Below are 24,108 nucleotides of genomic sequence, written 5' to 3'. Positions count from 1 at the left end.
CCGCCTTGACTGGCGCCATGCATCGACACCCGTCATCAGCACGTCCGAGCGGTCTCGTCCCCGGCGCGCCGGACCCCGAGGGGGAGATCCCGGCTGTCGCCACGCCGCGCCCCGAAACGGAAGGCGCCGACCGCCCACAGTCCGGCACACCGGCGTGGCGCACGGGCATCCGCCGGGTCATCCGCAGCGCCGCCCAGCCCGGGACCTGGAGACGCGGACCGATACTGACCGCACTGGCGCTGCTGCTCGGCCTGCTCCTGCTGCTGCACGCGCAGATCACGGATCGTGCGGGCCTCGGCAGCCTGGTGGAGACCTTCCTGCCCTGGTTCGGCCTCTTCGTCCCGCTGCTCCTCGCACCGGCCCTGTGGCGTCGCTCCCCCTCCGCCGTCCTCGCGCTGCTCCTTCCGGCCGTGGTGTGGCTCAACCTCTTCGGCGGGCTGCTGAGCGACAAGTCCCACTCGGGCGGCGACCTCACCGTCGTCAGCCACAACGTCGACGCCGACAACCCGGACCCCACCGGCACCGCCCGCCGCCTGGCCGCCTCCGGCGCGGACGTCCTCGCGCTGGAGGAGGTCACCGCACAGGCGAAGCCGCTGTACGAGAAGGAACTGGCCACGGCGTACCCGTACCACACCGTCCAGGGCACGGTCGGGCTGTGGAGCACGCTGCCGCTGTCGGACACCCGGCCCGTCGACATCAAGATGGACGCCGGGCCGCTCGGTAACACCAAGCCGCTCGACGTCAAGATGACCTACAACCGGGCGCTGCGCGCCACGGTGGCCACGCGCCAGGGTCCGCTGGCGGTGTACGTGGCCCACCTGGGGTCCGTACGCGTGCTTCCCAGCACCGGCTTCTGGACGGAGAGCCGCAACCGTGGCGCGACGGCCCTCGCCCAGGCCCTCGCCGCCGAGCAGAACGAACGGGTGGTGCTGCTCGGCGATCTGAACGGCACCACTGACGACCGCGCGTTCCATCCCATCACCTCGCGGCTGCGCTCGGCCCAGGACGTCGCCGGGGACGGTTTCGGCTTCAGCTGGCCGGCGAGGTTCCCGGTGGCACGGATCGACCAGATCCTGGTGCGCGGGGTGAAGCCGGTGAGTTCGTGGGTGCTGGCCGCCACCGGCAGCGACCACCGGCCGGTGGCGGCCGCGATCAGCTGGTGAACACCGCTGTCGGCCGGCAGTCCGCCGATCCCGTGGGGGTCGCGACCCTAGTCGGCGAGGGCGAGACGCAGTCCGAAGCCGACGATGAGCGTGCCGGTGACACGGTCCAGGAGCTGCTGGGCCCGTGGCTTGCGCAGCCAGTCGCGGAGCATACGGGTGAAGGCGATCAGGACCGCCGACCAGGCCAGCCCCAGGGTGACGTGCACGCTGGTGAGCAGCAGGCCCAAGGGGAGGTGCGAGGCTCCCGCCGGGATGAACTGGGGCAGGAGGGCGACGTAGAGGGCCCCCGCTTTCGGGTTGAGGAGGTTGGTCACAGCGCCCTGCCGCCAGCCGCCGACCAAGGTGTTGGTCGCCGCCCCTGCGAAGCCGGGTGCCGTGGGACCGGCCGGGGACGAGCCGGACACCGCCTGACTCCACCTGTCGCGCAGGGTGTTGAGGAGCATGCGAGCCCCCATCCACACCAGGTAGGCGGCCCCCGCCCAGCGCAGGACCTCGTACCCCAGGTGGGAGGCGGTGAGCAGGGCGGTGACGCCGAGGCAATGCACTGAAGATCGCGTGTCCCGCTCGAAGGAGTCCGTGTCCACGGTCGTGGCGCCCGCCACCGACCACTACTTCCGTACGGTCGGGCTGCACCGCCGCCCAAGTGGCGTCGTACGTAGTGTCGGCGAAGACCCCGGGGCACTCCGTGTAACCGGCCTCGCGGTACTCCTCGACGAACTTCCGTCCCGTCGGGCTTTTCCCGGGGGGTGCGCCGCTCATGGCGGTCACGCTGCTCTCGGCAGCGGCTTTCCCGGCTTCCTTCACGACGTTGGCCTTCTTGACCGCGAGGCGGGCCGAGTTCCGCATACTCTCGCCTGGGCCGTCGCGGAGCGTGACGGAGAGTCTATGAGCCGACAGTTCACGATACCTACGACCACCGATGCGCCTCGCGCCGGGCAAAATGAGCGGCATGAGCAACGAGGGGAAGGTCGGCTTCACGCTGCCGCGGGGGGCAACAGGCTTCATCCACCCGAAGGACGGCCCGCTCCCAAAGACTGACCTGCGGGCGTTCCGCGCTGCTCTGTATACCGCTGCCCGCGTCGTCGCAGGCGAAGTGGGCGAACTGGAAGAACAGGCATACCCCCGGACCTTCCACACCGCAACGATCATCACACGCACGGACGAGTACATCGTCCTGTGTCACGCTCATCACCCCTGGATCGCCTTCGCCCAGACGCGTCGGGACTGGTACGAAGAGGAGTTCCTCGCCCCGCCGCCGTGGGCTCACGTTTTCACTGACGCGGGCTTCATGGCCCTTAGTTTTGAACAACTCGCCACACCACTCTCCAACGTGGACACCTCGGTGCTCACAAAGGGCGAGTGGCGTGAGGTGCGCTACTACGGCATCACCACGTTGGGCGGAGTGCTCTTCAACGCGTGGGACTGACATCCACCTGGGAGCCCGCGATCGACGCCGGACCATGAGCGACAGGCTGAGTGCCTGACGCTGTCGGGGATCTTGGCGATGACGGTCGGCCATGCCCTCGACATCTCAGTCTTCAAGATCCCCGACCTCGTCACCCGCGATCAGCTCTGCGTCTCCTCCCGGCGTCCAAGAGCGGCCGCATCGGGTACGAGGAGCAGCTTGCCGGTGGTACGCCGAGCTTCCAGATCGCTGTGGGCCTGGGAGGCCTCGGACAGTGCGTAGCGGCCCGTTATGGTGACCTCAAGTGCCTTGGAGCGCACCCACTCGAACACATCGGTGGCCCGTCGGAGCAGTTCGGACCGATCGGCGACGAAGTCCCCGAGGCTGGGCCGGATCAGGGTCAGCGAACCGCCGTGGGCGAGCCGAATCGGATCAAACGGAGGCACGGCACCACTTGCCGCTCCGAAGAGCACGAGATGGCCGCGGGTTCGCAGGCTGGCGAGGCTCGCGTCGAAGGTGTGCGCGCCGACGCCGTCGAAGACAACCGGCAGTCCCTGACCGCCGTTGAGCCGCCTCACCTCGGCTGCGAGATCGTCGACTGCGGAGGAAAGGATCACCTCAGCGGCCCCGGCACGCTTCGCCAGCTCGGCCTTCGCCGTGGTCGACGTCGTGCCGATCACCCTGCCGCCGAGATGGGTGATGAGCTGGGTCAAAAGCAGCCCCATGCCACCAGCAGCCGCATGCACGAGCACCGTGTCGCCCCCCTGAACCGGGTAGGCATCCTTGACGAGATAGTGCGCGGTCATGCCTTGGAGGAGAACGGCGGCGGCTGTCTCGAAGCCGATATCGTCGGGCAGCGGCACCAGCCGGGAGGAGTCCACGACCGCCCGCTCGGCATACGTGCCGGGAATCTCCACCCAACCAACCCGGTCCCCTACTGCGACGTCAGCGACGCCGGGTCCAACCTCGACGACGGTGCCGGCACCCTCAGCGCCCGGGGTGAAGGGCAGCGGGAGGCTGTACCGGCCCTCGCGGTGGTAGACGTCGAGGAAGTTGACCCCGGATGCGGCGACCTCCACGATCGCCTCGCCCGGACCCGGCCGCGGCTGGTCCACCTCGGCCTCCTGCAACACCTCGGGACCGCCCACTTCGTACACCTGAATCGCCCTCATGACCCCTCCAATAACGGCTTTTCCCCCACCAACCCCGTTGAGGGCGATCCGATTCCCGGCAAGCAGACCAGCCCGCCGCTTCCGCACCGACGGATTCGACAGCGCCGCCCGAATGGAGTCGTCCTGGGCGGGCCTTCCCGGCCACCGCGTGCTGCTCCTCTCACAGGTGCATCGGTCGCCGGTCGGCAAACGATGGCACCCTCAAGTCCCGACAGCGAAGGAAGGCAGCGCACTTCACCGTCTCCGCCGAGCACCGACAACCTGATGCAGCCAGTCCCGGAGAGCGTGCGCAAGCCTGGACCGGTCATCGACTGCAGCAATCCTTGGGGGAAACCATGCGGAAGTACGTCCGCGCTACGGCCAGATCGGCCGTCCTGGCCCTGTTACCCCTGGCAGCCTTGATGGTGTCACCGTCGGCGCAGGCCGAGGAGAAGGTCATAACCAACGGCTTCGAAGGCTACGACATGCAGGCATGGGACAGTCTGACGGGCGGTGATGGCCTGACCGGTTTCGAGAACGGCGGCGGAGCTGCCCGATCCGGCCGGGTCAACGGCTGGCTGTCCACCACCCAGGGATGGGCCCGCGAGGGCACTTGGGCGCGGTTCGGTACGAACATCTGGAACACGACGATGTGCACAGCCGAGATTTACGTCAAGCCAGACCAGGACCTCCAGTTCGAACTCAGAGTCTGGAACCCTCAGGGCGTCAAGCTGGCCACCAACGCGCCCTGGCTCGTGGCCAACGGCAACTACCAGCTCGTCCGGGTCACTTGGCACGCGGAGTCCAACAACAACGCCTTCGTCGAGGCCATCCTCGGCTCCGACAGAGCACCCAGAGCCGTACGTCTCGACGACCTGGTGGTCCGCTGCAACAACTGACCTCGTCGCCGGCTATGCCGGCATATGTCGCCGCTCCCTCGCCACTCGGCCCAGGCGAGGACCTAAGCACCGAAAACGATCAGCAGTCGACTTCGCCGTAAACTGCAGCCCGGTGCTTCGAGAAGAATGTCGCGGCACTGCGTTGTGCGCGCAGGACCTTGTGCATATTGCGAGCCACCATACGTCGGCTGTCGTACGCAGGATGAGGTCAGTCACGTAGAGCAAGACACCACCAAGCCCGCTTTGCACTACTGCTGCCCCTGGACTGGCTGGTGGCAGCTGCCCCCCCTATTCCTCCCTGCGATGTGGTGCATTGAGGCGGCGAAACCTACCGGCTGATAGGCATCGAAGCGCACTTCGGAGCGCTGCGGCAGCCGGCCTCGGCCAACCTCGCCGTCCACCGGTGACGAGGATCGAAAGTGGGGCCACCGCTAGCCGCCCCCCTGGAGCCAGGTCAGGACGCCCTGGGGCGCGGCCCACACGCCCCAGGGCACCAGGCGCTCAGAGCACCGCGCAGCCGATCGTGACAGGAGTGCGCGCCGACCAGCGGCCCGAGACGACGTCGTAGGCCTGGGCGTAGCCGTTGGGTCGGCGGTCCTGGCGGGAGCAGTCGTTGAGGTTGGTGTGGATTCCGAAAGCGCCGCCGGCGTAACCCTGCTGTGCGTGGGCGGTGGCGGTGGCGGACCACACGAGGCGGTTGTCGGAGTTGCGCCTGATGAAGACCCTCACCTGGCCGTAGTTGTAGTGGTCGCCGTTGAGTTGGATACGCGCGATGCCGTCAGGCGCGGTGCAGGTGCCCCCGTCGCACCGGGGGGCCGCGAACCAGCGGGTCTTCCACAGCCGTGCGGACACCTTGCGGGAGTCGGCCAGCTGATTGTCCTGCCGGGCCTGGGAGCGGGTCGTCGGCTCCACGCAGACCATGTCGCCACTGAACGCCTCGCGCCAGACGTAACCCTCCTTGCAGGCATAGGGCCCGTATCCCCCGTGCCCCGGGTCGCGGCGGCCTGCGGCCCGGCTGTTGTCGTACCGCGCCCGGTCTCGCGTCGCCGGCGTGACGCACACATGATCGCTGGGCCGGGCCTCGCGCCACACGTAGCCCTGGCGGCAGGTGTCGGGCCCGAAGTCCTCGGCGGCCGCCGAGGGCGCGGTCGCCAGTACCGCCACAGTCGCCGTCATCACGACCGTTCCCACCAGCGCGGCGCGCGCGGTGATATCCGTTGGACGCATCGGTTCCCCCCTCTGTGGTGTCTGCTTCCGGTGAAGCAGCTCAGTGCTGGAACAGACACGGCCCGCATCCAACCGGGTTCCGCCGCACCGAAGCACGGCGCGGCCGACCCGCGCGCCCGGGCATGGACCGTACGCCGGAGCCGCCCCGCTAGGGACCCGCCTTCGGCCCTGCGACACCAAGCCCCGGCGGTACCGGACACGGGCCTGCGCCCCGGCCCCGGCCGGCGCCCCTGGGGCGGGAGCCGGGCCGGGGACGTCAGCCCTCGGCGACGACCCGTACAGTCTCCAGTCGCGTGTCCGCCGCGTCGGGCAGGTTCATCCCGGCCTCGACACCGCTGCGCAGGTAGCGCAGCACCGGCTCGGTCAGTTCCTCACCGGGCAGGATCACCGGAATGCCCGGCGGATACGGCGTGACCATCTCCGCCGCGACCCGGCCCGCGGCCTCCTTCCAGGACACGCCTTCCGTATCGCTGAAATACGCGTCCCGGGGCAGCCGAGCCTGTGTCATCCGCAGGTCCTCGGGCTCCGGGACGGCGACCTCGGGCGCGGGGCGCTGCGCGTCGGCGTGGTCCACGAGGTCCCTCAGCGCGGTCAGCGAGATGCATGAGGGCCGGGTGCCCCACAAGCCGCTCCCGGTAACCCCCTCCACCGCCGCCCGGGTGCGGTCGTGGCGAATCGGCCGAACCGGTCTCCGTACCCCGGACCCGTGTCATCCGCCGCGAGCCGGGCACCCGACCAGAGCCGGGGACCCGGCCTTCCACGGTGCGTTGATCAGAGCGAAAGGCAGATCCATGACCCACCACACCCCCTCGGGCCACACCCCCTCGGGCAAGGACGACAAGGGCGGCCCCACCGGCGAGCAGGACACCGCGCTGGACGAGGTCTTCCGGGAGATCGAGGAGGCGGCGACCAGGCCCGAGAACCCGGAGCGACGAGAGCACGGACACCGCGGCCGCGACGAGGACGGCGAGGCCAGGGACGCGCTCACCCCCAATACCGAGGCACAGAAGCGCTCCGGCTCGTAGGCGACCGCACAACACTCGTAAGCCGATCGCGCGACACGAGCCCGCCCCGCGACGCGCTGCGCCACCCACGGACCTTCGCCGATTGCGGGGTGACCCTCAAGAGCAGATGGTGAACACACCGTCATTCCGTACAGTCGAGGAGTCGTCATGCCGGGCTGCAGCCTCATCTGCTGAAGGCGCCTCAAAAGATCGGATCATGAACGTGGGCTGTACTTCTACTGAGTTTTTCGTTAGTTCTGTGGTTGGTTGGGGTGGATGGTCAGTCCGGTGTGGGTGAGGAAGGACCACGGGAGTTGGCTGTTGGAGCAGATGCGGTGGATGCCTGATTCGGCGGCGTCGGCGAGGTGGTCGCCGGCGAGGTTGGCGAGCTCGCGGGTCTTGATGGCCGACCACAGTAGTTCTACGGGGTTGAGTTCGGGTGCGTATGCGGGCAGCCGCTCCAGTGTCAGCCAGTCCTGCTCCGCTGCCCAGGCGCGCATGGCCCGGCTCCAGTGCGCGGACAGTCCATCCCACACCAGCACCACCGACTCGCCGGCGTAGAAGGTTTTGACCTGTTCCAGCACCTCGATCAGGGAGGTGGTGTCGTAGCTGCCCGGCTTGAGGTGGAAGCACAGCCGCGGACCGCGCCCGGGGTCGGCGGCGTGGTAGCCCAGCGCGGCAGCCATCCCGGCGCGTTTCCAGTTCAGCCGGTGCCGCAGGAGAGGAGTGCGGCCGCGGGGCGCGTAGGTGCGGCGGACCTGGGGCAGCAGGGACACCCCCGATTCGTCGAAGAACACGATCCACGCACGTTTCTTCACCGCCCCTTTTTGATGCGCGGCCACTCCTGGGTGACCCATCGGGCGATCTCGGCGTCGTCCCGCTCGACGGCCTGGCGCCGGGGCCGCTGCAGACTCCACCCCAGCCGCCCGGTCAGCACGCGCCACACCGATGCCCGCGCCAGTGTCACCCCGGTCAGCCGCTCAATCACGATGCCGACCCGCTCCAGGGTCCACAGGTCGGCCTCGAACCCGTGCGCCTGGGCGCCCTGTTCCAACGCGGCCCGAACCGTCTCGACATGAGTGTCGTCCAGCTTGGGCGGCCGGCCGGTGGCCGGCCGTCGCCGCAGCGCCTCAACCCCTCCCTGCTCCCACAGGCGTTTCCACCGGCGCACGCTCTCGGGGTGGATCCCCACCATCCGCGCGACCTCGGAATCAGCACGCCCCTGCTCGAACAACTCCACCGCACGCATCCGCCGGGCCTCGGCCAACTGCGGTCGCGTCAGCGGCGGAACGGGGACTTCGGACACAACGGGCGGAGGCTCAGAAGACACGCCAACATCCTCACACTACTGTTGCCTCCGCACCCACAGAACTAACGAAAAACTCAGTAGGAGTTACGGCTCACGATTGAGTTGGCGTACGACGCGAGATCGTGGGCCCAAACCTGCAGGCGCCGTCTCCTGAGCATGTCCAGGAGAGGGAGGGGGTGCCGGTAGGTCGCTGACCAGGTGATGTCGGTGCCGCCATGGGGGGCTCGGGTCAGGTCCACAGAGCCTCGATGAGATGTGAACAGCCCTGCGGCCTGTTCGTAGCTGAGCCGCTGGTCGGGAACCATCTCGACGACGCGCTCGCGGCAGCACACGCGTCCAGTGGGAACGGATGGTGCGTAGGTCACCCACGCATGCCGGTCGGTCGACTCCCGCAGGAACATCCCACTCGACGTCGGCATAGGCGGACCACGACGGCCAGGATTCCGCATCCAAGAGCGCCGCGTAGACAAGGGCGGCAGACGCCGATGAGTGCGAAGAAGCGGTAATAGTCGGTGAGCACGCCTCGGCGCCCCCCTCGCTCGGGCGGCCCGTGCCTGCTCCCAGGTGGCCGGTGTGCAGCGTTCAGCCCCGACGTGGGCCCAGCACTGGGGTGCGGTCGGGCTGAGCTTGGTGTGGATCACGAGGCGGCCTTTGCCGGTGGCGGGCGCCGCTCCTGAGCGCGGCGCTCCTCGGTCTCCCAGCGGCGTACGGCGGTGATGCGCTCATCGAGGAGCCCCGCCCACATGACGTGCCGCACACGCACGGGCTCCAGGCGAGGGAAGGTCCCGGGGGGCAGCAGGCCAAGGGGAAGGGCGGTCATGGCCGCCGGTCCCGCCGTGTCATGCGCTGGGCATCCCACCAGTACCAGCCGATGCGCTCCCCCATAGGGGGCGCTGGCCACAGGCACAGGCCACAGGCACGGCAGTTGCCGTGCCGGCATGCCGACACCGTGGGTAGGGCGGACCCGCGACCATTTGCGGGACGTGTTGGCCGCTCCATCGCCGAGGACCGCGCCAACGCCGAAGGCCGGTCCGTATGCGTGCATGAGGTGCTGGGCCTGCGGGACCGCACCGGCTTGCAGTACGTGCTCCTCGACATCATCGGTCGCGTCGGCGATCTGTTCCGCGCTCTGCCCAAACAGAGGTGGAAGCGCCATTCCTGGGTCCCCCGCGCTCCAACGTCGCGCTCCCTCCTGCTGTGCTCGGTGGAGCGCCAGCGTCAACCCCCCGCGGTACGGACGTCAACCGCTGGTGGGACGACAGGCGCTTGCAGGGCTTTGTAGCGTTGTTCGACAGCCGATCACAACCCATAGCCAGACAGTGCACGCCAGAGCATGGGAGCGGTGAGCAGCGTGCGGTGCGCGGGCTGTCGCCGGCGGTGATCCCATTCGCGCGGTGCACCGTTGGAGAGGAGCGACATGAGTGTGGATCGACGGCAGCTACTGCGGGGGACCGTCGTTGCGGGAGCTTCGGCCCTGTCCTACGGAGCGCTGTCCGGCCCGGCGCGCGGGGCGATTCTCGCCCCGGAGGTCCTCCGTGCACCTCGTGCGGGCTTCAACGTGGCCCTGCTGGACGTCGCCAACAAGGTCATCACGAATTACCACACAGCGGATATCCAGAACAATGTGTTCACCAAGCCGTGGGCCGAGTTCAAGACGGGGGGCTGGGATCCTCTGGAGGTCAAGGTGCGGACCTTTCGCTCCTCGAAGGAAACCGCCTTCATGGTATGCGGCGGCGACGCCACCAACGGCCACGTGACGATCCACCGCCAGAGCGATGCCGCAGCGCTCGGCTGGGTGAACAACCTGACGTGCTTCCCCCATTCCCTCGAATACCTCCCGGACCAAGAAGCGGTCATCGTGGTCGGACCGAGGGGCCTGGACACACTGGACCCCAAGCCTCCCCAGGCCACGAGGTCGGGCGGCCAGTACGAACTGTTCACAGCCCCCACCAAGGACGGCCCGCAGTCGTTCCAGAAAGTCACCGGCATCGCGGACGGGGACCGCGCGTTCCGGCAGGCACACGGTGTCGTCTGGGACGAAAGCCGGAAGTGGGTGTGGATCTACGGCGGCAACAAGCTGCGCCCGTACACCGTATCGGGATTCCGCGAGACCACCCGCCTCCACAAGATCAAGGACCCGAAGTTCCCCAACGATCCGAACAAGTACCTGGAAATCGTCGACGACGCCTTTGAGAACGGCCACGACCTCCAGCCCGACCCGCTGGAGAAGCAGTACCTCTGGGCGACGAGTTCCGACGAGATCATTCAGATCAACAAGGCCGGAGGGGTCCCCGTCATCCAGTGGCACATACCGGCGAAATCCCCCAAGTCCTTCTCTCGTGACCACTCCGGCACGGGCATCTGGACCTCCGACTCCCATGACAACGCCTACGGCGACGAATTCGTCCGCTTCATCTGGGACTCCAAGTACCAGAAGGTCGAAGCCAAAGCCGGCAAGGGTATGCCCACCCCCATCATCTACAAGGCTCGGCTCCTCGACATCTGACCCCGCGAACCCCGCCCTCGTACGAGTGGCACGGAAGGACGACGATGACCTCCCGCATGGCTGAAATGATCGCGACCGCCGCCGTCGGCGCAGCGCTCTCGTTCCCTCTGGCTCTCTCCTCGACCTCAGCCGCCGAACGCCCCAACCACTGGGACAACGGCTACGTCCCCTACGCCAACACCCGCTACGCCCAAACCGACTCCACCCTCGGCGCCTACGCCGCCGTGGGCGTGGAATGGGAGGGCTATAAGGTCAGCCTCTCCGGCACAGTCTGGGACCGCGCCGCCGACGGATACTCCGTGCGCATGGAAGTCGGTTACTACTGGCAGAACGGAACTGCCTGGGAGTGGACCACGCGGATTTTCGGCAAGGCGGAGGGCGGCAATGGGGACTCCAAGTCCAGCAGCGCCCACTCGCGGGCCGGAGTCGACATCAAAGGCCTCAAGGTCCGCGCCTGCACGGTCGACGGCGACAACAAGATCGTCAAATGCAGCGCCTGGGCCTGACTCGTGTGTCCCCATAGTGGCGGGCGGGGTGACCGAACGCGCCCATCGGTAGTGCATTCCGGCGACGTGAGGCGTACCGGCAATCCGCTCGTACCAGGCACCAGTTGTTATGACTGGCCGAAGACCGGTCGTGCTGAGCTCGGCCGAGGCGGCCCCCGCAGCGACGCCGCCCACCTCGGCGGGCCCCTACGGCATCGACACCGATGCCCTGGAACAATCCCTCATCGACGCTCTCACCCCCGACGCGCGCCTGCCCGCGGCGGCCCTGGCCGCTCGCACCGGGCACCCGGAGAGCACCGCGTGCCGCCGCCTTGCCCAACTGGCCGTCGGGCCGCCACGCTCGATGAGCGGGGCTGCCCGGGCCGTAGCACGTTGATGGCAGGGGCTCGGAGGACACCCGCCTCCAGCGTCATGCGATGCCGCGCAGTCCGGGTTGTCGGCGACCGCGAGTACGAAGGCGGGGTGAAGCCGTCGAGGGACTCCCTGGGCCGACGCCCGGGCAACGCCACCGGCGGCCTCGGCCAGGACGTGACGCTGCTCGCGCCGAACGCCGAGTGGAAGGAGACCAAGGCGATCGTCGGCGGTGACTTCACCGGGGACGGCAAGGCCGACCGGCTCAGCCTCTGGAACAACGGCCGCCTCGCCCTCCAGGACCGCAACGGCACGGGCGCCGGGGCACGCCGAGCAACCTCGTCACACCGCAACCGCTTCCGCGCCACCAACGGCCGGCCGCGCTCCGCCTTTCCGGGGTGCGGCCGGCCGCTGCTCGTTCGGGGCCTGCCGGCTCCGGCCCGCGCTCACGGCCCGCACCCCCTGAACCGGCAGCGGCCATCCACCCGCGAGGCCGTCGAAGAAATGCCCCCGGAACTGCCCCTGTGGACCTGTCCTCCCCCGGAAGCCGTCGACTACAACAGCGGCGAGGGAGTACGCCGTGAACGCGGCCCCGCTGCCACCGGACAAGAGGTAATGCCATGCACGCGCGCGACAAACGTCCCGAGAAACCGGAGAGGGCGCCGGGAACAGGCGTGCAGCGGACGCCTTCCCTGTCCGGGGGCGCGGGCCGGGGGCCGATGAGCGCGGCGCGGGCCACCGCGCTGCAAGGCCTGGCGGGCAATCACGTGGTCGCGCGCCTGCTCAAGGAGGAGCGGCACGTCCACGGCGCCGGCTGCGGGCACGGCGACATCGGCGGGGCGAAGGGGGACGCGGACGCGGCACGGGAGAGCGAGCCGGTCGACCGGGTGGCGCTGCTCAACGATGCCATCAACTCCCCGAGCCAGCCGATCGCCGACCCGCTCCGCAAGGAGGCGGAGGCGTTCTACCAGATCGACCTGTCACCCGCCCGCGTCCACAGCGACATCGTCGCCCAGCGGGCCACCGCGGCCATGGGCGCCGAGGCGATGACGATCGGCCACCATGTCTTCCTGCCGCCTCAGGCGGCCCGGAAGAAGGAGATCGTCGGTCACGAGTTCAGTCACCTCAGCGACAACCTCTCCGGGCTGCAGGAGACGGGGAGCGCCAACAGCGATGGCATCCCCGTCACCGACCCGGGCCAGGGCTCCGAGCGCAAGGCCTCGGCCAACGGCGCGGCGTTCGCGGCGGGAGCGGGCAGCACGCCGTCGCGAGGCCCGCGTCCGCCCGCCCGGCCCGGCGGGGCCGTGGACAGCGGAGGCCTGAGCATGCCCGCGCAGCGCGCCGTGAACAGCGTGGCGGGCCTGGTCGTGGCCCGCGCGAAGGACGAGAAGTCCTCCAGGAGCAGCAAGTCGTCCAAGGACAACAAGCCCTCCAGCAAATCCTCGAGCAAGCCCTCAAAAGAGAGCAAATCCTCCAAAGACACCAGATCTTCCCAAGAGAGCAAGTCGTCCAAGAACAAAGGGTCTACGGGCGCGAGCAACAGCTCTCAGGTCGTACGCCCGTCGGCGGCGAGCACCAAGGCCCCCAGCCGCGATGAGATCCTCACTCATCTCGACCGGCTCGCTCAACGCTGCACCTGCAAGCAGAACAAGAAGCAGTGGGGCCTGATCACCAAGCAGATAGCGATCCGCTACACCCGCGACTACAAGAACGAGCGCGACGCGCAGAGCCTGCGGCACATCGTCCGCAGGGCGCTCGCCGCCGTGTCCCACGCCGAGCAGCAGGAACGGGAGAAAGCGGCGTCGGCACAGGGCAGCGCGGGCCCATCGGGCGACGCCGAGGCGACGAAGTCCGTGCAGGCCATCGTCGAGCAGGAGATCCAGGCGGCCACAATCAACGGACACCTGGCCTTCGCCAGTAACTACAACCAGTCCATGCTGCGCCTCTTCCAGATGCTGCGGGAACTGGGCGAGGGCGGCGACGATCAGCTCGTGACGGGCGGCGACGCCCTCCAGACGCTGGTGACCACGGACTACGGTGACCACGAGGGCGTACCGGAGGAGGAAGCCGGGTTCGACAGCGAGTCGGACTCCGAAGCCGAGGAGACGCCCGCACTGGCCGACGCGGCCAAGGGCAAGGGCAAACGTCCCTCGGGCACGCGCGCCGACAAGGACACCAAGCGCCGCCGCACCGAGAAGGGCACCGAGGGCGACGCGCCCAGGAGCAGCAGGAAAATACGGGAGGCGGAAGGGATCCGGCGGAACCGGCAGGCCCTGCTGAAGGTCCGTGAAGGGTTCATGGCAGAGGTGCGGGCCATGGAGGCGGTTCAGCCGGACGCCATGGACGTGGACGGGACGCCGGGCAACGGGTTCAAACGGGACAACGCCACGTTGAAGGCACTGCGCGAGACCTCGCACATCCTCCTCGTCGACGTGTCCAACGAGAAGGCGAAGATGCCGTCGTACCGGAAGTACCTGGCCGACCTGCTAGCGCCGGGGAAGAACCCGGGCTACGCCTACCTGCTGCACAGCGGCGAGAGCGCGAAGAAGATGCATGCGGAGCAGAAGCTGCTCCAGATGCTGCAGAACGCGGACTTCGACGGGGACACGCCCCACGACCCCATCCACATCCGAGGTTCGAAAAGGCCGTGCGACGCCTGTCTCGCCATGCTGCACTACTTCGAGGAGGAGATCGGGCTCCATCTCGTCTACAACCGCCGCGGGAACCAGCTCTACAAGGAAGCGGTCGACAGCGGTGTACGCAACCTCGCCGGGCACGACGGGTCGACCACCGCGGACGTCGGTGAGCACCTGCACGGGCACCTGGCTGACCCGGACCGCCTCATGTACGCGTCCGCGCCGAGGCAGGCGCACCCCGCACCGGCCGGCAACGGCCTGGAGGAGGCCGAGACAGGCGCCGGGGGTGGCATGGAACAGCGGTACACGGTGCCGGAGAAGGTGAACCTGAAGGGCGAGACCGTCCGCGTGATCCCGGCCGACGCCGAGATCCTGATGAAGGACGACACACCCTCCAACAGCGAGGCCGAGGACATCGACGAGTCCGGGTTGGTGTCGCGGACCAGCGCGCTGCGGATCGGCAACCCGCTGGGCTCCCAGGCACCGACCGCGAAGGAGTTGAAGGCCGAACGGGATGCGGCGCTGAAGGCACAGACCGACGCGAGGAGGCAGGTGTTCGAGGAAGAGACGGTTCCCCAACTGCGCCGTGCAGCAGGAGAAGAGTTCTGGGCTCTGGTCGAGGCTCGTGCGGGGAAGGGGGGCCGCTATGACTACACATTCCCTGACGCCCTGCGTCTGAAGATCAGAGAACTGACGCAGGATGACGCCGAGATGAAGAATCTCATCAAGGAACGCTTCAGCATATCCGCTGCCGCACTGGACAAGCAGATGAAAAAGCTCGACAGCAAAGGCAAGCTGGCCACCCCGCTCAACAGAGTGCAGGGCGCGGCCGAGCAGTTGGAAGCGAGGATTCCAGAGAAGCTGAAGAGCCTGTGGCTGGCCAAGAAAGCGGAGAACGCGCAGCTTCCCCCCGGACAGAAACCAGGGCATCTCCATGTGAAGGGAGAGGATGTCCTCACTGAGGATTTCAAGCAGTTTCTTGCCGAGATGATGCAGACATGGCCGACCCAGATATCCGCCAATTCCATAGCGGACCACCTGCTCCTCCCCCAGAACTCGTTCAAGACCTGGTCGAAGAAGTTCCCCAAGTTAGGCTGAGCACCAGGCGGGAGGTTTTTCGCACCCTGATGGGGTCACACGACCGGCGGCATGTCCTGGCTGACGGCACGGCCCTGGCGGTCAGTGAACTGCCGCGTCAGGCGTTCCCCGCGTCTGTGCCGAGAGGGAAGGAGGCAGCGGACACACCGCGGCGCGTACCGCGCCATGGACCGCGCGGGCCAGGCGGGCGCCCCACAGTGAGCGGGGGCCGGCGAAGGCGTGGACGTCATCGCCGGGGGTGCGGGAGGCGATGCACATGCCGTCCGTGGGAGTGCCTGAGCAGTCGTACCCCGCGCCCAGCAGCGCCTGCACTTTCGCTTCGGTGGCGGTGGCCACCGCGTTGACCAGGGCCGCATCGCTCAGGGCGACCGGCACGGCGACGATGATGTTGATCGTGCCCGGCTGGGCCGGTCCGGGCAGGCCCTCCTCCGGCGATGCGGCCCATCCGCGTACCCCCAGCCCGGCAGTGGCCACGGCCTCCGCTCCCCCGTCGTGCGCGTGACCGTACCTCCGGACGTCGGCAGCCGTCATCAAGCCCACTCCCGGCCCGTCGACACCGGCCTCGCGGGCCAGCTCGGCGAGGTGACTGTCCGGATCGGTGCGGCCGTAGCCGTGCGAAACCTGCGCATTCAACACCCAGCCGCGCTCACCGATCCCGCCGCCGAGCACCGCGCTGCTGACCATCCGCCAGCCGGGACCCGGCGACCACAGCAGGGCGTTCAGCCGCTCGCCGTTCTCGCAGCGAACCCACTGCCGCACCGGCAGCAGACGGGCGCCGGTGCGGGGCGGCGGGACGGCAGCGGTCATCACGGGTACTCCAAGCAGTCGGGAAGCTGATCCTACGGTCAGTGCCGGATCTTCGTGGAAGGGTCTGTCATGGGGTTGCCATGCCCCTTCAGTGACCCAGTTGACTGCCCCGGAGCGCGGCCGTGCCGCAGGCGCTCACCTCGCGTCCCCCACGAAGCACCCCTGCTTGACCTGACCACCGCGCGGGTGACTAAAATCATCGCCCGTGTCGAAGCCTGACGAACTGCTTGTCAACGTTGCGGCCCTGGTGGAGTCCGGGCACAGCAACCAGATGTCTCTGACCGTGGTCGCCGGTGGTGCTGTCATCACGGGGCGGCTGGCTGCCGAATCCGTCTGGAGGCAGCGGGTGTCGGAGGTCCTGGCGGACTCCGCCCACCTGAGCGACTTCTCCACCCTGTTCACCACCGCCCCGCACAGGGACGAGCCGCCCACGCATCTTCACTTCCATCTGGCGCGCATCCTGCAGGGTGCGGTGGGGATCCCGGAGACCGGCGGGATGTACCGCGTGGCGATCGAGGACGTCAGTGCCTGGACCATAGGGGACTTCACCTACTCCGATCAGCCGGGCTGACGCACGAAAGACGCTCCTCGCTCGGTCCGAGCGGGGGCCTGATGCCGCTGGGCTCCTGCCACGGTCCTCCCGCGCCGGGCGGAGTCAGCGGTGGTGGTCGGCTACACCGCCGAAGAGCGATCGACTCCGCGGGTACGTGGGGCGGCAGCCGCAAACCAAACGGCGCGGTGCCATCGAGCGACCCGCCGGTGGCCTCCAACCGGCAACGCGACGCCGATGACCGACCTGTTCTTGATAGCCACCGGCCCCCGCGCGCCCCCGGACCCCACCCGCTCAACGGGAAACCGGCCGCACCGGCTTCTCGCACCGCGTGTCCCCTCCCAGCCCCGCCCTCCGCGCCACCACGATCGCCTCGCCCCGGCTACCTGCCCCCAGTCTGCTCAGCACCGCCGACACGTGGTTGCGCACGGTCTTGTCCGAGAGCGTCAGCTCCCCGGCGATGCGCCGGTTGTCGTAACCGTGGGCGACAAGGCGCAGGACATCGTGCTCGCGGGCCGTCAGCCCGGCCAGGGTGCAGCGGCCCGGGACATCGGTGGCCGCCGACGCGAGCAGCGCCGGCAGTACCTCGCCCAGACCGGGGCTGAGCACCACACCGCCGCACCCGTACGAGCCTGAGAGCGATCAGAGCAAGGCAGGCGAGCAGCACGCAGGCGACCACACTCATGACCACCTCGCCGACGAGCTCCACCACCGCCTCGTACACGAATTCACCGATCCCCTTGGCTACCTTGCCAACCCCCACCGCGCTCCTCCGCACGAGCAGCCCGATAGTCCCTGCCGCGTACATGGGTGCCGGAAGCCTCGGCCTCCGACAGGAGGAACGAGATGCACACGTGACTCCCGCCGTCGACGCCCACGATTGCCAAAGGCTCCACGAGAAGGCCCGCCCTCCTGCCACCGGAGAGCGAGCGGCCTTTCCCGACCGTCTCGCGATGGGCCGTCGCGCGGCCCGGCCCGGTCGGCGCGCGGGCCGCTACGCCTGGCACGTATCCGGCCGGAAAAGACGGTGCGCTCGGCCAGGAACGTGATCACCTCCACCATCCCACGGACCGGCGGTCGCAAGCTGGAGCGAAAACGACGACGACCGAGACGAGGCCGACGTGGGCTACAGAGAGATCGACACGGACGCCCTGCCGCCGCAGGACAGATTCGACTGGTGGCGCGAGGCGGTGGAGCAGGGGGTGGCGCCGACCAGGATCAGCAGCGAGGACCCGGGCGCCTTCGGCGGGCGCGCCGCTTTCGCGACGCTGGGGCCCGCCCAGCTGACCACCATGGCGTTCTCCCCGCTCACCTCAGACCGCCCCGCCCAACTCGTCCGGCGCTCCGACCCGGAGACCTTCGAACTCACCCTGATCCTCGAAGGCACCATGCGTGTCACCCAGGAGCGCAGCGAAACCCTTCTGCACCCGGGCGACTTCGCGATGTGGACCTCGTCGCGCCCCTACAGCGGTCACGCCATGGGCAATAGCCGGGGCGGCCTGTCCCACGCCGTGATCCTGCACTTGCCGCACCGGCTCGTGCCGCTGCCAAGGACAAGGATCGCGGAACTGCTCGCCCGCCGTATGCCCGCCCACTCCGGTATGGGCCGCATCCTCGCCCAGTACCTGCGCTCGGTCGCCGAGGAGGCACCCGGCTTCGACGAGCCGACCGCCCAGCGGCTCGGCACGACGAGCATCGAACTGGCGACGGGCTTCCTGGCCGAGCAGATCGGCACGCAGGAGCGCCTGCCCGCTGAAACCCGTCACCACCTGCTTCTGGCCGCGATCGACACCTTTATCAACGACAACCTCGCCGACCCCGGGCTCGACGTCGGCGCCATAGCCGCCCGGCACCACATCTCCGTCCGACTGGTGCACCACCTCTTCCGCGGCCGCCCCGAGACGGTATCGGCCACCATCCGGCACCGCCGACTGGAACGCTGCCGCACCGCCCTCGCCGACCCCGCCCTGCGCAACCTGACGGTGCGCGCCATCGCCGCACGCTGGGGCTTCTGCGACGCCGCCGCCTTCAACCGCGCCTTCCGCACGGCCTACGGGGTGACGCCCGGGAAGCACCGCAGTGCCGCGCTGGGCTACCGCCCGCTGCACGGACAGCCAACGGCTCCTGCGCGCCAGGTCAATGACGGCTGAGACACAGCGCAACAGACTGAGGCACACAAGCCATCGGGTCCCGTCACACCCCCGCGTCCCGTCACACCCCCGGGATGGAGGAGTGAGCCGGGACCACGACGAAGTGAAGGTGCGTATGAAGGCAAAACGAGGCGTCCTCGCCGCCCTCACCGTCGCGTTACTTGCAGTCGGCCCGCTCGGCGCGACGGCTGCCGCCCACTCGGCCGCATATCCCGTCGCCCAGGGCCCCGCACCCTCTGTGTCCGGGCTACCGACCGCTGCCCCGCCCCCGGCCGGCAGCCGCATCGCCTACGACCCGAAAGCCGTACCCGGCTCCTGGACCAACCCGATCATCGCGAAGGAGCGCACCGGACTCGCCTCCAACTGCCAGGATCGCGGCTTCTACTGGTGCAAGGTCTGGAACGGGGGCCCCGGTTGGTTCAAACTGGGCACCTTCCTGGCTTCCGGCTCCCACGAGTACGCCATGACCCAGGGAATCTCCGACCATTACTACGAGGTGTACATGGACCGTAGCTGGGACCACGGCGCCAACTGGGAAGGCCGGATCAACGTCGTCACCAATGAGCTCAGATGGTCGGACTCGATCTACGACGGGCCGCCCAATGTGACCCGGGCCTGCCTGTGGGACATGACGGACGTGGTCCTCTACTGCAGTCCCTGGCACTGATCACCGGGCGTGTACCGGCCTGCGGACCGCGGGCAGGTACACGGGCCCGCCGTCGGGTGGCTGATACGGCCGCGTCACCCCGGCCGCACGGCGGCGTACCCGCTTGCATCGGGTGGCCGTCGTGTGACAACGCAGAAGGGGAGGAGCGCGGTGCTGCGGGCCGCGTGGCGGACGGCCGCCGTCACGGTGGGGCGTGGGGCGTGCTCTCGATCTCCTGCTCGCTCCTGCTCGCGCTCGTACCGCTGCCCGAGGCGTGGCGTCAGCCCATCAAACAAACGGCTCGCCGTCGATCTCGTTGTGCACCCCGAGGATCTGCGCGACGCCCCCCTCCGATGCTGACGACCTGGCCCGCGATTGCTCTGGCCAGGTGTCGGCTCGGCGCGCGTTCACCACTCGAGCAGGTCCATGGAATCCCGACCGAGCCAGTCCATGAACGACACGGGCCGACCGCCCAGATGGAGAGGAACGATCTGGTCACAGGTCGCGCGGCCATCGAACCACATCGTGCCTCGGTGAGGACCGGTGACGACGAGCAGGGTCGAAAAGCCACAGCCGTTGTCCCGGATGAACACGGCGCCAGACGTCTTGCGCTCCTGGAACACCTCGTACTCCGCGTCCCACTGCTTCCATGCCTGCTGGTAGGCATCGTAGTCCGGGAAGTTCTCTTCCAGCGGCTCGCGCGCGTCCAGCTCGTCTTCGTAAGCGCGGTAGGAGTCAGGATGCGGAAAGGCAGTGGTGAGCAGGTCGTAGTTGGTGCTTGAGTCTCCCTGCCAGCCCCAGCCTGCCGCGGTTCGGCGGGCACAGGGACGGACGTGGAACGTGCGCGTTGGTCCTGCCCGCACCGGAGAACCGGGGCGGGCAGAAACGCAGTGACGGGCGGCGGCCCGCGACGTCACGGCCCCCTACGCGGACCCGCAGGCGACCCTGTGGATCCACCGGAGCGACAGCCTCCGCAAGCGGGCTGCGCGAAACGGTCATCGGCCGCCGGCTCCTGGACACTCCCACGGGCACCTCGGACCACCGCGGCCTTGTGGTACGCCTCGATCTCTGGCGGGCGGCGACCGGCAACGCGTGGGTGCCGACAGCCGGCCCAGTCTTCACTGCTGGGGTGTTCCCTTTCCGTCGGTCGGACGTCGTTGGCCGGGCGGGGCCCTGGGGCGGGGCGCAGCTGCGGATGCGCCCCGTCCCAGGGCCACCGCAGCCGGGTCACAGGGTGAGCAGGGCGCGGCTGGCGGCCTTGGGATCGGCGAGGGGTCTGAGGGCCAGGCGGACCAGGGCAAGCGGATTGTCGTCGCCGGCGATGCGGTTGGCGCTGAGCTCGCCGCAGGCGGCACACTGATGGATGATCATCCACTCGCCGTCCGGGCGGACGGACATGCCCAGCGCCTCCATGCGGCCGCGGCAGTCCGCGTCGCGGTCGCCCGGGGTCTTCCGGTCGACGTGCAGGCTGGCCAGGCAGTTCGGACAGTGGTTGCGGTGTGTGGTGCCGGGTGCGTCCAGGGGCACGTCGAGCCGGCAGGAGGCGCACCGGAAGTCGTTCGCACGGTGCCCACCCTGGGTGTGCAGGACGTTCTTGTACCGCTGCGGCCGGCGCCGCCCACGGCTGTTCTTACGTGACACAGTGATGCCCCTTTCCTGTCGGGCGGTCAGAAGGTGCCGAACGCTTCGAGCGGGAAGGGCGGTTGGGCCAGCGGACGGACCGCCATGCGCATCAGGATGAGCTGGTTGTCGTCCGTACAGACCGGGTTGGAGGTGAGCTCGTCGCAGCCCACGCAGCGGTGGATCACCATCCAGTCACCGGTGCGGAGCACGGCGATGGCGATCGGGGACATCCGGCCGTCGCAGTCGCTGGTACCGCCCTCGACGTGGTCGAGGACGTGCCGGGAGTGCAGGCAGGACGGGCAGTGGTTGCGCGGCGCGCCGTCGGTGGCGTACGTGGACACGGTCAGACCGCACCACGCGCAGCCAAAGGTGCTGAGGCTGAGGGTGTTGTTGTGGCTGATGCTGTTGTTGGTGTGGCTGGACACCCGGGTGCTCCTTGCTGGGAAGTGGTCATGACAGCAAGAGCAGGCCGAGTGGCCTCGTCAGAAAGCAGCCCGATGACGCCGTAGGAGGGCGGCTGGGCAGTTCAGGGCACCGGAGGACGCGTCCGGCAGCAGCCCGCAAAGGCGGACAGCGGACAGCGGCGGACGACTACGCGGAACGGCGAGGCGCACTCGGCGCGGGCCGGAACATAAAACACCCTCTCCTCGGGCACATAGGCCCAGAGCGACTCAGAACGACACCTTGAAGCTAACAAGACGCCCTCCAGGGGTGCAACGCAATATCCCGACGCACCCCCGTTCCGGCAGAGTCGCTCCCGCCGTACCCGTCCAGCGGCAAGCGGACAACGAAGGGACCCACGAAACCGCCCGTGAGGTTGCGGAGGTAGGCGTGGGCGCCATGGTCAGGGATCCGCCTGGCCTGCAGGACTGGTGCCCGATTCCCCGGCCTTCTCGTCGGATGTACTGCTGCTCGGTACCCACACGCGCGGGATGCGCACCAGCAGCCCGCAAGCGGCCAGGGCAAGTGCCGCAGCCGAGCCGAACGTGGGTGCCAGGCCGAGACCGGCCAGGGCGAGACCGGTCACGAAAGGCGCCGCCGCATCGGCGGACGACTCAGCCATACCCAGGCGTGAGTAGATCTTCGGAAGGGCTTGGTCGGCGAAGACCTGCGGGATCAGGACCTGAGTGGAGACGGCGGTCAGGATGGAGCCGCAGGCCAGGGAGATGTTCGCCAGGCAGAAGATGCACTGGCCCGGGCAGCTCCCGGCCATGGCTACGGCGGAACCTGGGACCAGTCCTGCGGTGACCATCGCGCCGCCCGACAGGAATACATCGACCAGGCCCGCCAAAACCTCGGCGCGAGGGGATCCGTGCGGCCCTTCCCGGGGTGACCCGCCAGCCGGGCCCCTCCTACGGGTCCGGGTGTCAACAGCGGGCGGCGGCCACCAGCTCACCGGTCGTCACCACCCGGGCGAAGCCGCCGCCGTGCAGAGACACGGCACTGGCTCGAGCCAGTTCGTCGGCCGTCAGATGCCAGCCGTTCGGACCGGTCAGGTCAAAAGTGTGGGTGGCGTCCAGGGCCACCAGCACGTCGTAGCCGAGGTTGCCGCCCATGCGGGCAGTCGTCTCCACGCACATGTTGGTCTGAATGCCGACCAGCACGAACTGGGTGACGCCCGCAGCCTTGAGCCAGCTGTCGAGCTCTGGGGTGCCGTAGAACGCCGAGTTCACGGACTTGGTGAGGAGTAGCTCCGGACCGGCGCCCTTGCCGCGCCGCGCTTGGACGTACTCCTTGAAGTCGTTGCCCTCGTACCCGGTCCGCAGGGGAGAGCCGGGCTTGGACGAGTCGTGCCGTACGAAGACGACCGGCCGGTCCGTGCGCTGCCACGCCGCGATCAGTGCGGCGATGTTCTCGTCGGCGGCCGGGTTGTTGCGGGGGCCCCAGAACTCCGACTCGTCGAAGCCCTTCTGCACGTCCACCACTACCAGTGCCGCGTTCTGTGTGATCTCCATGCCCACGATCCTGCCGCCCCGGCCGGCCCTGTCCCAGAGGACTGGAAGACAGCGATCGATGGTTTACTGCCACGGTGACGCAACCTCTACGGGCCCAGCGCATCGCCCTGCTCGCCTTCCCCGGGATCCGGGCCTTCGACGTATCGGTGATCACCGAAGTGTGGGGCGCGGACCGTACCGGCTACGGAGTCCCCGCCTTCGAACTGCGCCGGGTCGCCGCGAGTCTCGCGCCCGTAGCGATGCGCGGCGGCCTCACGCTCACGCCGGACCGCACGCTCGCCTGGCTGCACCGCGCCGAGCTGATCCTCGTGCCGGGCCTGGACGACCATGTCACCCCGGCCCCCGAGCCCGTCCTCGCCGCGTTGCGTCGCGCCCACGCCCGCGGGACCGCCATCGCCGCGCTGTGCGGCGGCGCGTTCACCCTGGCCCAGGCAGGACTGCTGGACGGACGCCGGGCGCTCACCCATTGGGCACTGACCGATCTGCTCAAGACCCGACACCCCAGGGTGCAGGTCGAACCCGACGCCCTGTTCGTCGAGGACGGCAACCTGTGGACCGCCGCCGGAACCGCCGCGGGCATCGATCTGTGCTTGCACCTGGTGCGCACCGCTCACGGGGCGGAAGCCGCCGCGACCATCGCCCGCTCCATGGTCACCGCACCCTTTCGGACAGGAACCCAGGCCCAGTTCATCGAACATCCGACGCCGACCGTCGACCGCGACGTCGACGTGCTGGCCGAGGTACGCGCCTTCGCCCTGACGCACCTCGGCAAACCGCTGACCGTGGCCGCGCTCGCCGACCGCTCCGGAATGTCGCCGCGCTCCTTCGCCCGGCACTTCGCGGCGGCGACGGGGACGACACCGCTGAACTGGCTCCTGGGCCATCGCGTCGCGGCGGCCCAAAAACTGCTCGAACGTACCGATCTGCCCATGCCCGAGATCGCCCGCCGCTGCGGTTTCGGCAGCGAGATCACCATGCGCCAGCACTTCGCATCCCGCCTGGGGACCAGTCCGCGTGCCTACCGCGCCTCCTTCGCCCAACCGCCCTCGCCTGGAACGGATGGAGCGTAATAGCACCGACGTGAGGGCGCTGGGCGTGGCCCATCCGGGCTGGTCAGCGTCG

General features: G+C 68.9%; 26 protein-coding genes and 1 pseudogene. 13 read left to right on the top strand and 14 right to left on the bottom strand.

Annotated elements, in window-relative coordinates:
• Positions 1-17: 17 nt before the first annotated feature.
• Positions 18-1,163, top strand: coding sequence for an endonuclease/exonuclease/phosphatase family protein (locus BX283_RS38015; RefSeq protein ID WP_101391912.1), 1,146 nt, complete (start codon positions 18-20; stop codon positions 1,161-1,163).
• A 47-nt stretch (positions 1,164-1,210) separates the two neighbouring features.
• Here the strand turns inward: BX283_RS38015 and BX283_RS38010 are convergent, their stop codons facing one another.
• Complete coding sequence (locus tag BX283_RS38010; RefSeq protein ID WP_101391911.1) at positions 1,211-1,765, bottom strand: LysE family translocator; 555 nt, start codon at positions 1,763-1,765, stop codon at positions 1,211-1,213.
• A 347-nt stretch (positions 1,766-2,112) separates the two neighbouring features.
• Between BX283_RS38010 and BX283_RS38005 the strand changes: the two genes are divergently transcribed.
• Complete coding sequence (locus tag BX283_RS38005) at positions 2,113-2,589, top strand: hypothetical protein (protein WP_306822846.1); 477 nt, start codon at positions 2,113-2,115, stop codon at positions 2,587-2,589.
• 140 nt (positions 2,590-2,729) lie between these two features.
• Here BX283_RS38005 and BX283_RS38000 read toward each other — a convergent pair whose 3' ends face one another.
• Positions 2,730-3,740, bottom strand: a complete 1,011-nt coding sequence (locus tag BX283_RS38000) for a quinone oxidoreductase (RefSeq protein WP_101391910.1) — start codon at positions 3,738-3,740, stop codon at positions 2,730-2,732.
• Positions 3,741-4,141: 401 nt separating this feature from the next.
• On the opposite strand from BX283_RS38000, the gene BX283_RS37990 reads away from it, so the two are divergent.
• The gene (locus tag BX283_RS37990; protein ID WP_143676604.1) at positions 4,142-4,618 is read left to right on the top strand and encodes a hypothetical protein; all 477 of its coding nucleotides are present in this window, start codon (positions 4,142-4,144) and stop codon (positions 4,616-4,618) included.
• Between the two features lie 501 nt (positions 4,619-5,119).
• On the opposite strand, the gene BX283_RS37985 is transcribed toward BX283_RS37990, so the two are convergent.
• A complete protein-coding gene (locus BX283_RS37985) occupies positions 5,120-5,845 on the bottom strand; it encodes a hypothetical protein (protein WP_101391907.1) in 726 nt (241 codons plus the stop codon).
• A gap of 256 nt (positions 5,846-6,101) precedes the next feature.
• A pseudogene (locus BX283_RS37980) lies at positions 6,102-6,440 on the bottom strand (ornithine decarboxylase); the annotation flags it as partial.
• 196 nt (positions 6,441-6,636) lie between these two features.
• Between BX283_RS37980 and BX283_RS37975 the strand changes: the two are divergent.
• Positions 6,637-6,870, top strand: a complete 234-nt coding sequence (locus tag BX283_RS37975; protein ID WP_101391906.1) for a hypothetical protein — start codon at positions 6,637-6,639, stop codon at positions 6,868-6,870.
• A 230-nt stretch (positions 6,871-7,100) separates the two neighbouring features.
• Here the strand turns inward: BX283_RS37975 and BX283_RS37970 are convergent, their stop codons facing one another.
• The 3 genes from BX283_RS37970 to BX283_RS41935 all read right to left on the bottom strand — a co-directional run bounded on the left by BX283_RS37970 (position 7,101) and on the right by BX283_RS41935 (position 8,921).
• Positions 7,101-7,667, bottom strand: coding sequence for a transposase (locus BX283_RS37970; RefSeq protein ID WP_101391905.1), 567 nt, complete (start codon positions 7,665-7,667; stop codon positions 7,101-7,103).
• Positions 7,664-8,155: an IS630 family transposase gene (locus BX283_RS37965; RefSeq protein WP_101391904.1), complete on the bottom strand. Its 492-nt coding sequence runs from the start codon at positions 8,153-8,155 to the stop codon at positions 7,664-7,666. The genes BX283_RS37970 and BX283_RS37965 overlap by 4 nt, the downstream gene beginning before the upstream one ends.
• Positions 8,156-8,795: 640 nt before the next feature.
• On the bottom strand, positions 8,796-8,921 hold the full coding sequence (locus tag BX283_RS41935; RefSeq protein ID WP_257584181.1) for a hypothetical protein: 126 nt from the start codon (positions 8,919-8,921) through the stop codon (positions 8,796-8,798).
• 654 nt (positions 8,922-9,575) lie between these two features.
• On the opposite strand from BX283_RS41935, the gene BX283_RS37950 reads away from it, so the two are divergent.
• From BX283_RS37950 to BX283_RS37935, 5 genes are all read left to right on the top strand, one after another.
• The gene (locus tag BX283_RS37950) at positions 9,576-10,664 is read left to right on the top strand and encodes a hypothetical protein (RefSeq protein ID WP_143676601.1); all 1,089 of its coding nucleotides are present in this window, start codon (positions 9,576-9,578) and stop codon (positions 10,662-10,664) included.
• 56 nt (positions 10,665-10,720) lie between these two features.
• On the top strand, positions 10,721-11,170 hold the full coding sequence (locus tag BX283_RS37945) for a hypothetical protein (protein WP_143676599.1): 450 nt from the start codon (positions 10,721-10,723) through the stop codon (positions 11,168-11,170).
• A gap of 109 nt (positions 11,171-11,279) precedes the next feature.
• Positions 11,280-11,546: a hypothetical protein gene (locus BX283_RS40925; RefSeq protein ID WP_180357395.1), complete on the top strand. Its 267-nt coding sequence runs from the start codon at positions 11,280-11,282 to the stop codon at positions 11,544-11,546.
• 86 nt (positions 11,547-11,632) lie between these two features.
• Positions 11,633-12,244, top strand: a complete 612-nt coding sequence (locus tag BX283_RS40920) for a hypothetical protein (RefSeq protein WP_180357394.1) — start codon at positions 11,633-11,635, stop codon at positions 12,242-12,244.
• The gene (locus tag BX283_RS37935) at positions 12,142-15,255 is read left to right on the top strand and encodes a DUF4157 domain-containing protein (RefSeq protein ID WP_101391900.1); all 3,114 of its coding nucleotides are present in this window, start codon (positions 12,142-12,144) and stop codon (positions 15,253-15,255) included. The genes BX283_RS40920 and BX283_RS37935 overlap by 103 nt, the downstream gene beginning before the upstream one ends.
• An 81-nt stretch (positions 15,256-15,336) precedes the next feature.
• Here the strand turns inward: BX283_RS37935 and BX283_RS37930 are convergent, their stop codons facing one another.
• Entirely contained in the window at positions 15,337-16,062 is a 726-nt protein-coding gene (locus tag BX283_RS37930; protein ID WP_101391899.1) for an adenosylcobinamide amidohydrolase, read from the bottom strand.
• A 205-nt stretch (positions 16,063-16,267) separates the two neighbouring features.
• Between BX283_RS37930 and BX283_RS37925 the strand changes: the two genes are divergently transcribed.
• Complete coding sequence (locus BX283_RS37925) at positions 16,268-16,633, top strand: hypothetical protein (RefSeq protein WP_101391898.1); 366 nt, start codon at positions 16,268-16,270, stop codon at positions 16,631-16,633.
• Positions 16,634-16,906: 273 nt separating this feature from the next.
• Here BX283_RS37925 and BX283_RS37920 read toward each other — a convergent pair whose 3' ends face one another.
• A complete protein-coding gene (locus BX283_RS37920; protein WP_101391897.1) occupies positions 16,907-17,224 on the bottom strand; it encodes a LuxR C-terminal-related transcriptional regulator in 318 nt (105 codons plus the stop codon).
• Between the two features lie 509 nt (positions 17,225-17,733).
• Between BX283_RS37920 and BX283_RS37915 the strand changes: the two genes are divergently transcribed.
• Together BX283_RS37915 and BX283_RS37910 are read left to right on the top strand one after the other, a co-directional pair.
• A complete protein-coding gene (locus BX283_RS37915; protein ID WP_101391896.1) occupies positions 17,734-18,762 on the top strand; it encodes a helix-turn-helix domain-containing protein in 1,029 nt (342 codons plus the stop codon).
• Positions 18,763-18,877: 115 nt separating this feature from the next.
• A complete protein-coding gene (locus BX283_RS37910; protein ID WP_143676597.1) occupies positions 18,878-19,429 on the top strand; it encodes a hypothetical protein in 552 nt (183 codons plus the stop codon).
• Positions 19,430-19,815: 386 nt separating this feature from the next.
• Here the strand turns inward: BX283_RS37910 and BX283_RS37905 are convergent, their stop codons facing one another.
• The 5 genes from BX283_RS37905 to BX283_RS37885 all read right to left on the bottom strand — a co-directional run bounded on the left by BX283_RS37905 (position 19,816) and on the right by BX283_RS37885 (position 22,986).
• On the bottom strand, positions 19,816-20,325 hold the full coding sequence (locus BX283_RS37905; RefSeq protein ID WP_143676595.1) for an SMI1/KNR4 family protein: 510 nt from the start codon (positions 20,323-20,325) through the stop codon (positions 19,816-19,818).
• A gap of 310 nt (positions 20,326-20,635) precedes the next feature.
• Positions 20,636-21,049, bottom strand: a complete 414-nt coding sequence (locus BX283_RS37900) for an RNHCP domain-containing protein (protein WP_101391893.1) — start codon at positions 21,047-21,049, stop codon at positions 20,636-20,638.
• 26 nt (positions 21,050-21,075) lie between these two features.
• On the bottom strand, positions 21,076-21,456 hold the full coding sequence (locus BX283_RS37895) for an RNHCP domain-containing protein (protein WP_101391892.1): 381 nt from the start codon (positions 21,454-21,456) through the stop codon (positions 21,076-21,078).
• A 419-nt stretch (positions 21,457-21,875) separates the two neighbouring features.
• Positions 21,876-22,322 (bottom strand): hypothetical protein, encoded by a 447-nt coding sequence (locus tag BX283_RS37890; protein ID WP_143676593.1) that lies wholly within the window; start codon positions 22,320-22,322, stop codon positions 21,876-21,878.
• Between the two features lie 76 nt (positions 22,323-22,398).
• Positions 22,399-22,986, bottom strand: a complete 588-nt coding sequence (locus tag BX283_RS37885; RefSeq protein ID WP_101391890.1) for a cysteine hydrolase family protein — start codon at positions 22,984-22,986, stop codon at positions 22,399-22,401.
• A 74-nt stretch (positions 22,987-23,060) separates the two neighbouring features.
• Between BX283_RS37885 and BX283_RS37880 the strand changes: the two genes are divergently transcribed.
• Positions 23,061-24,056: a GlxA family transcriptional regulator gene (locus tag BX283_RS37880; RefSeq protein WP_101391889.1), complete on the top strand. Its 996-nt coding sequence runs from the start codon at positions 23,061-23,063 to the stop codon at positions 24,054-24,056.
• Positions 24,057-24,108 lie beyond the last annotated feature (52 nt).

It is taken from the genome of Streptomyces sp. TLI_146, assembly GCF_002846415.1.
GTDB lineage: Bacteria > Actinomycetota > Actinomycetes > Streptomycetales > Streptomycetaceae > Streptomyces.
Note: the sequence above shows the minus strand (reverse complement) of the source record. Positions and strands in the feature narration are given on the sequence as shown.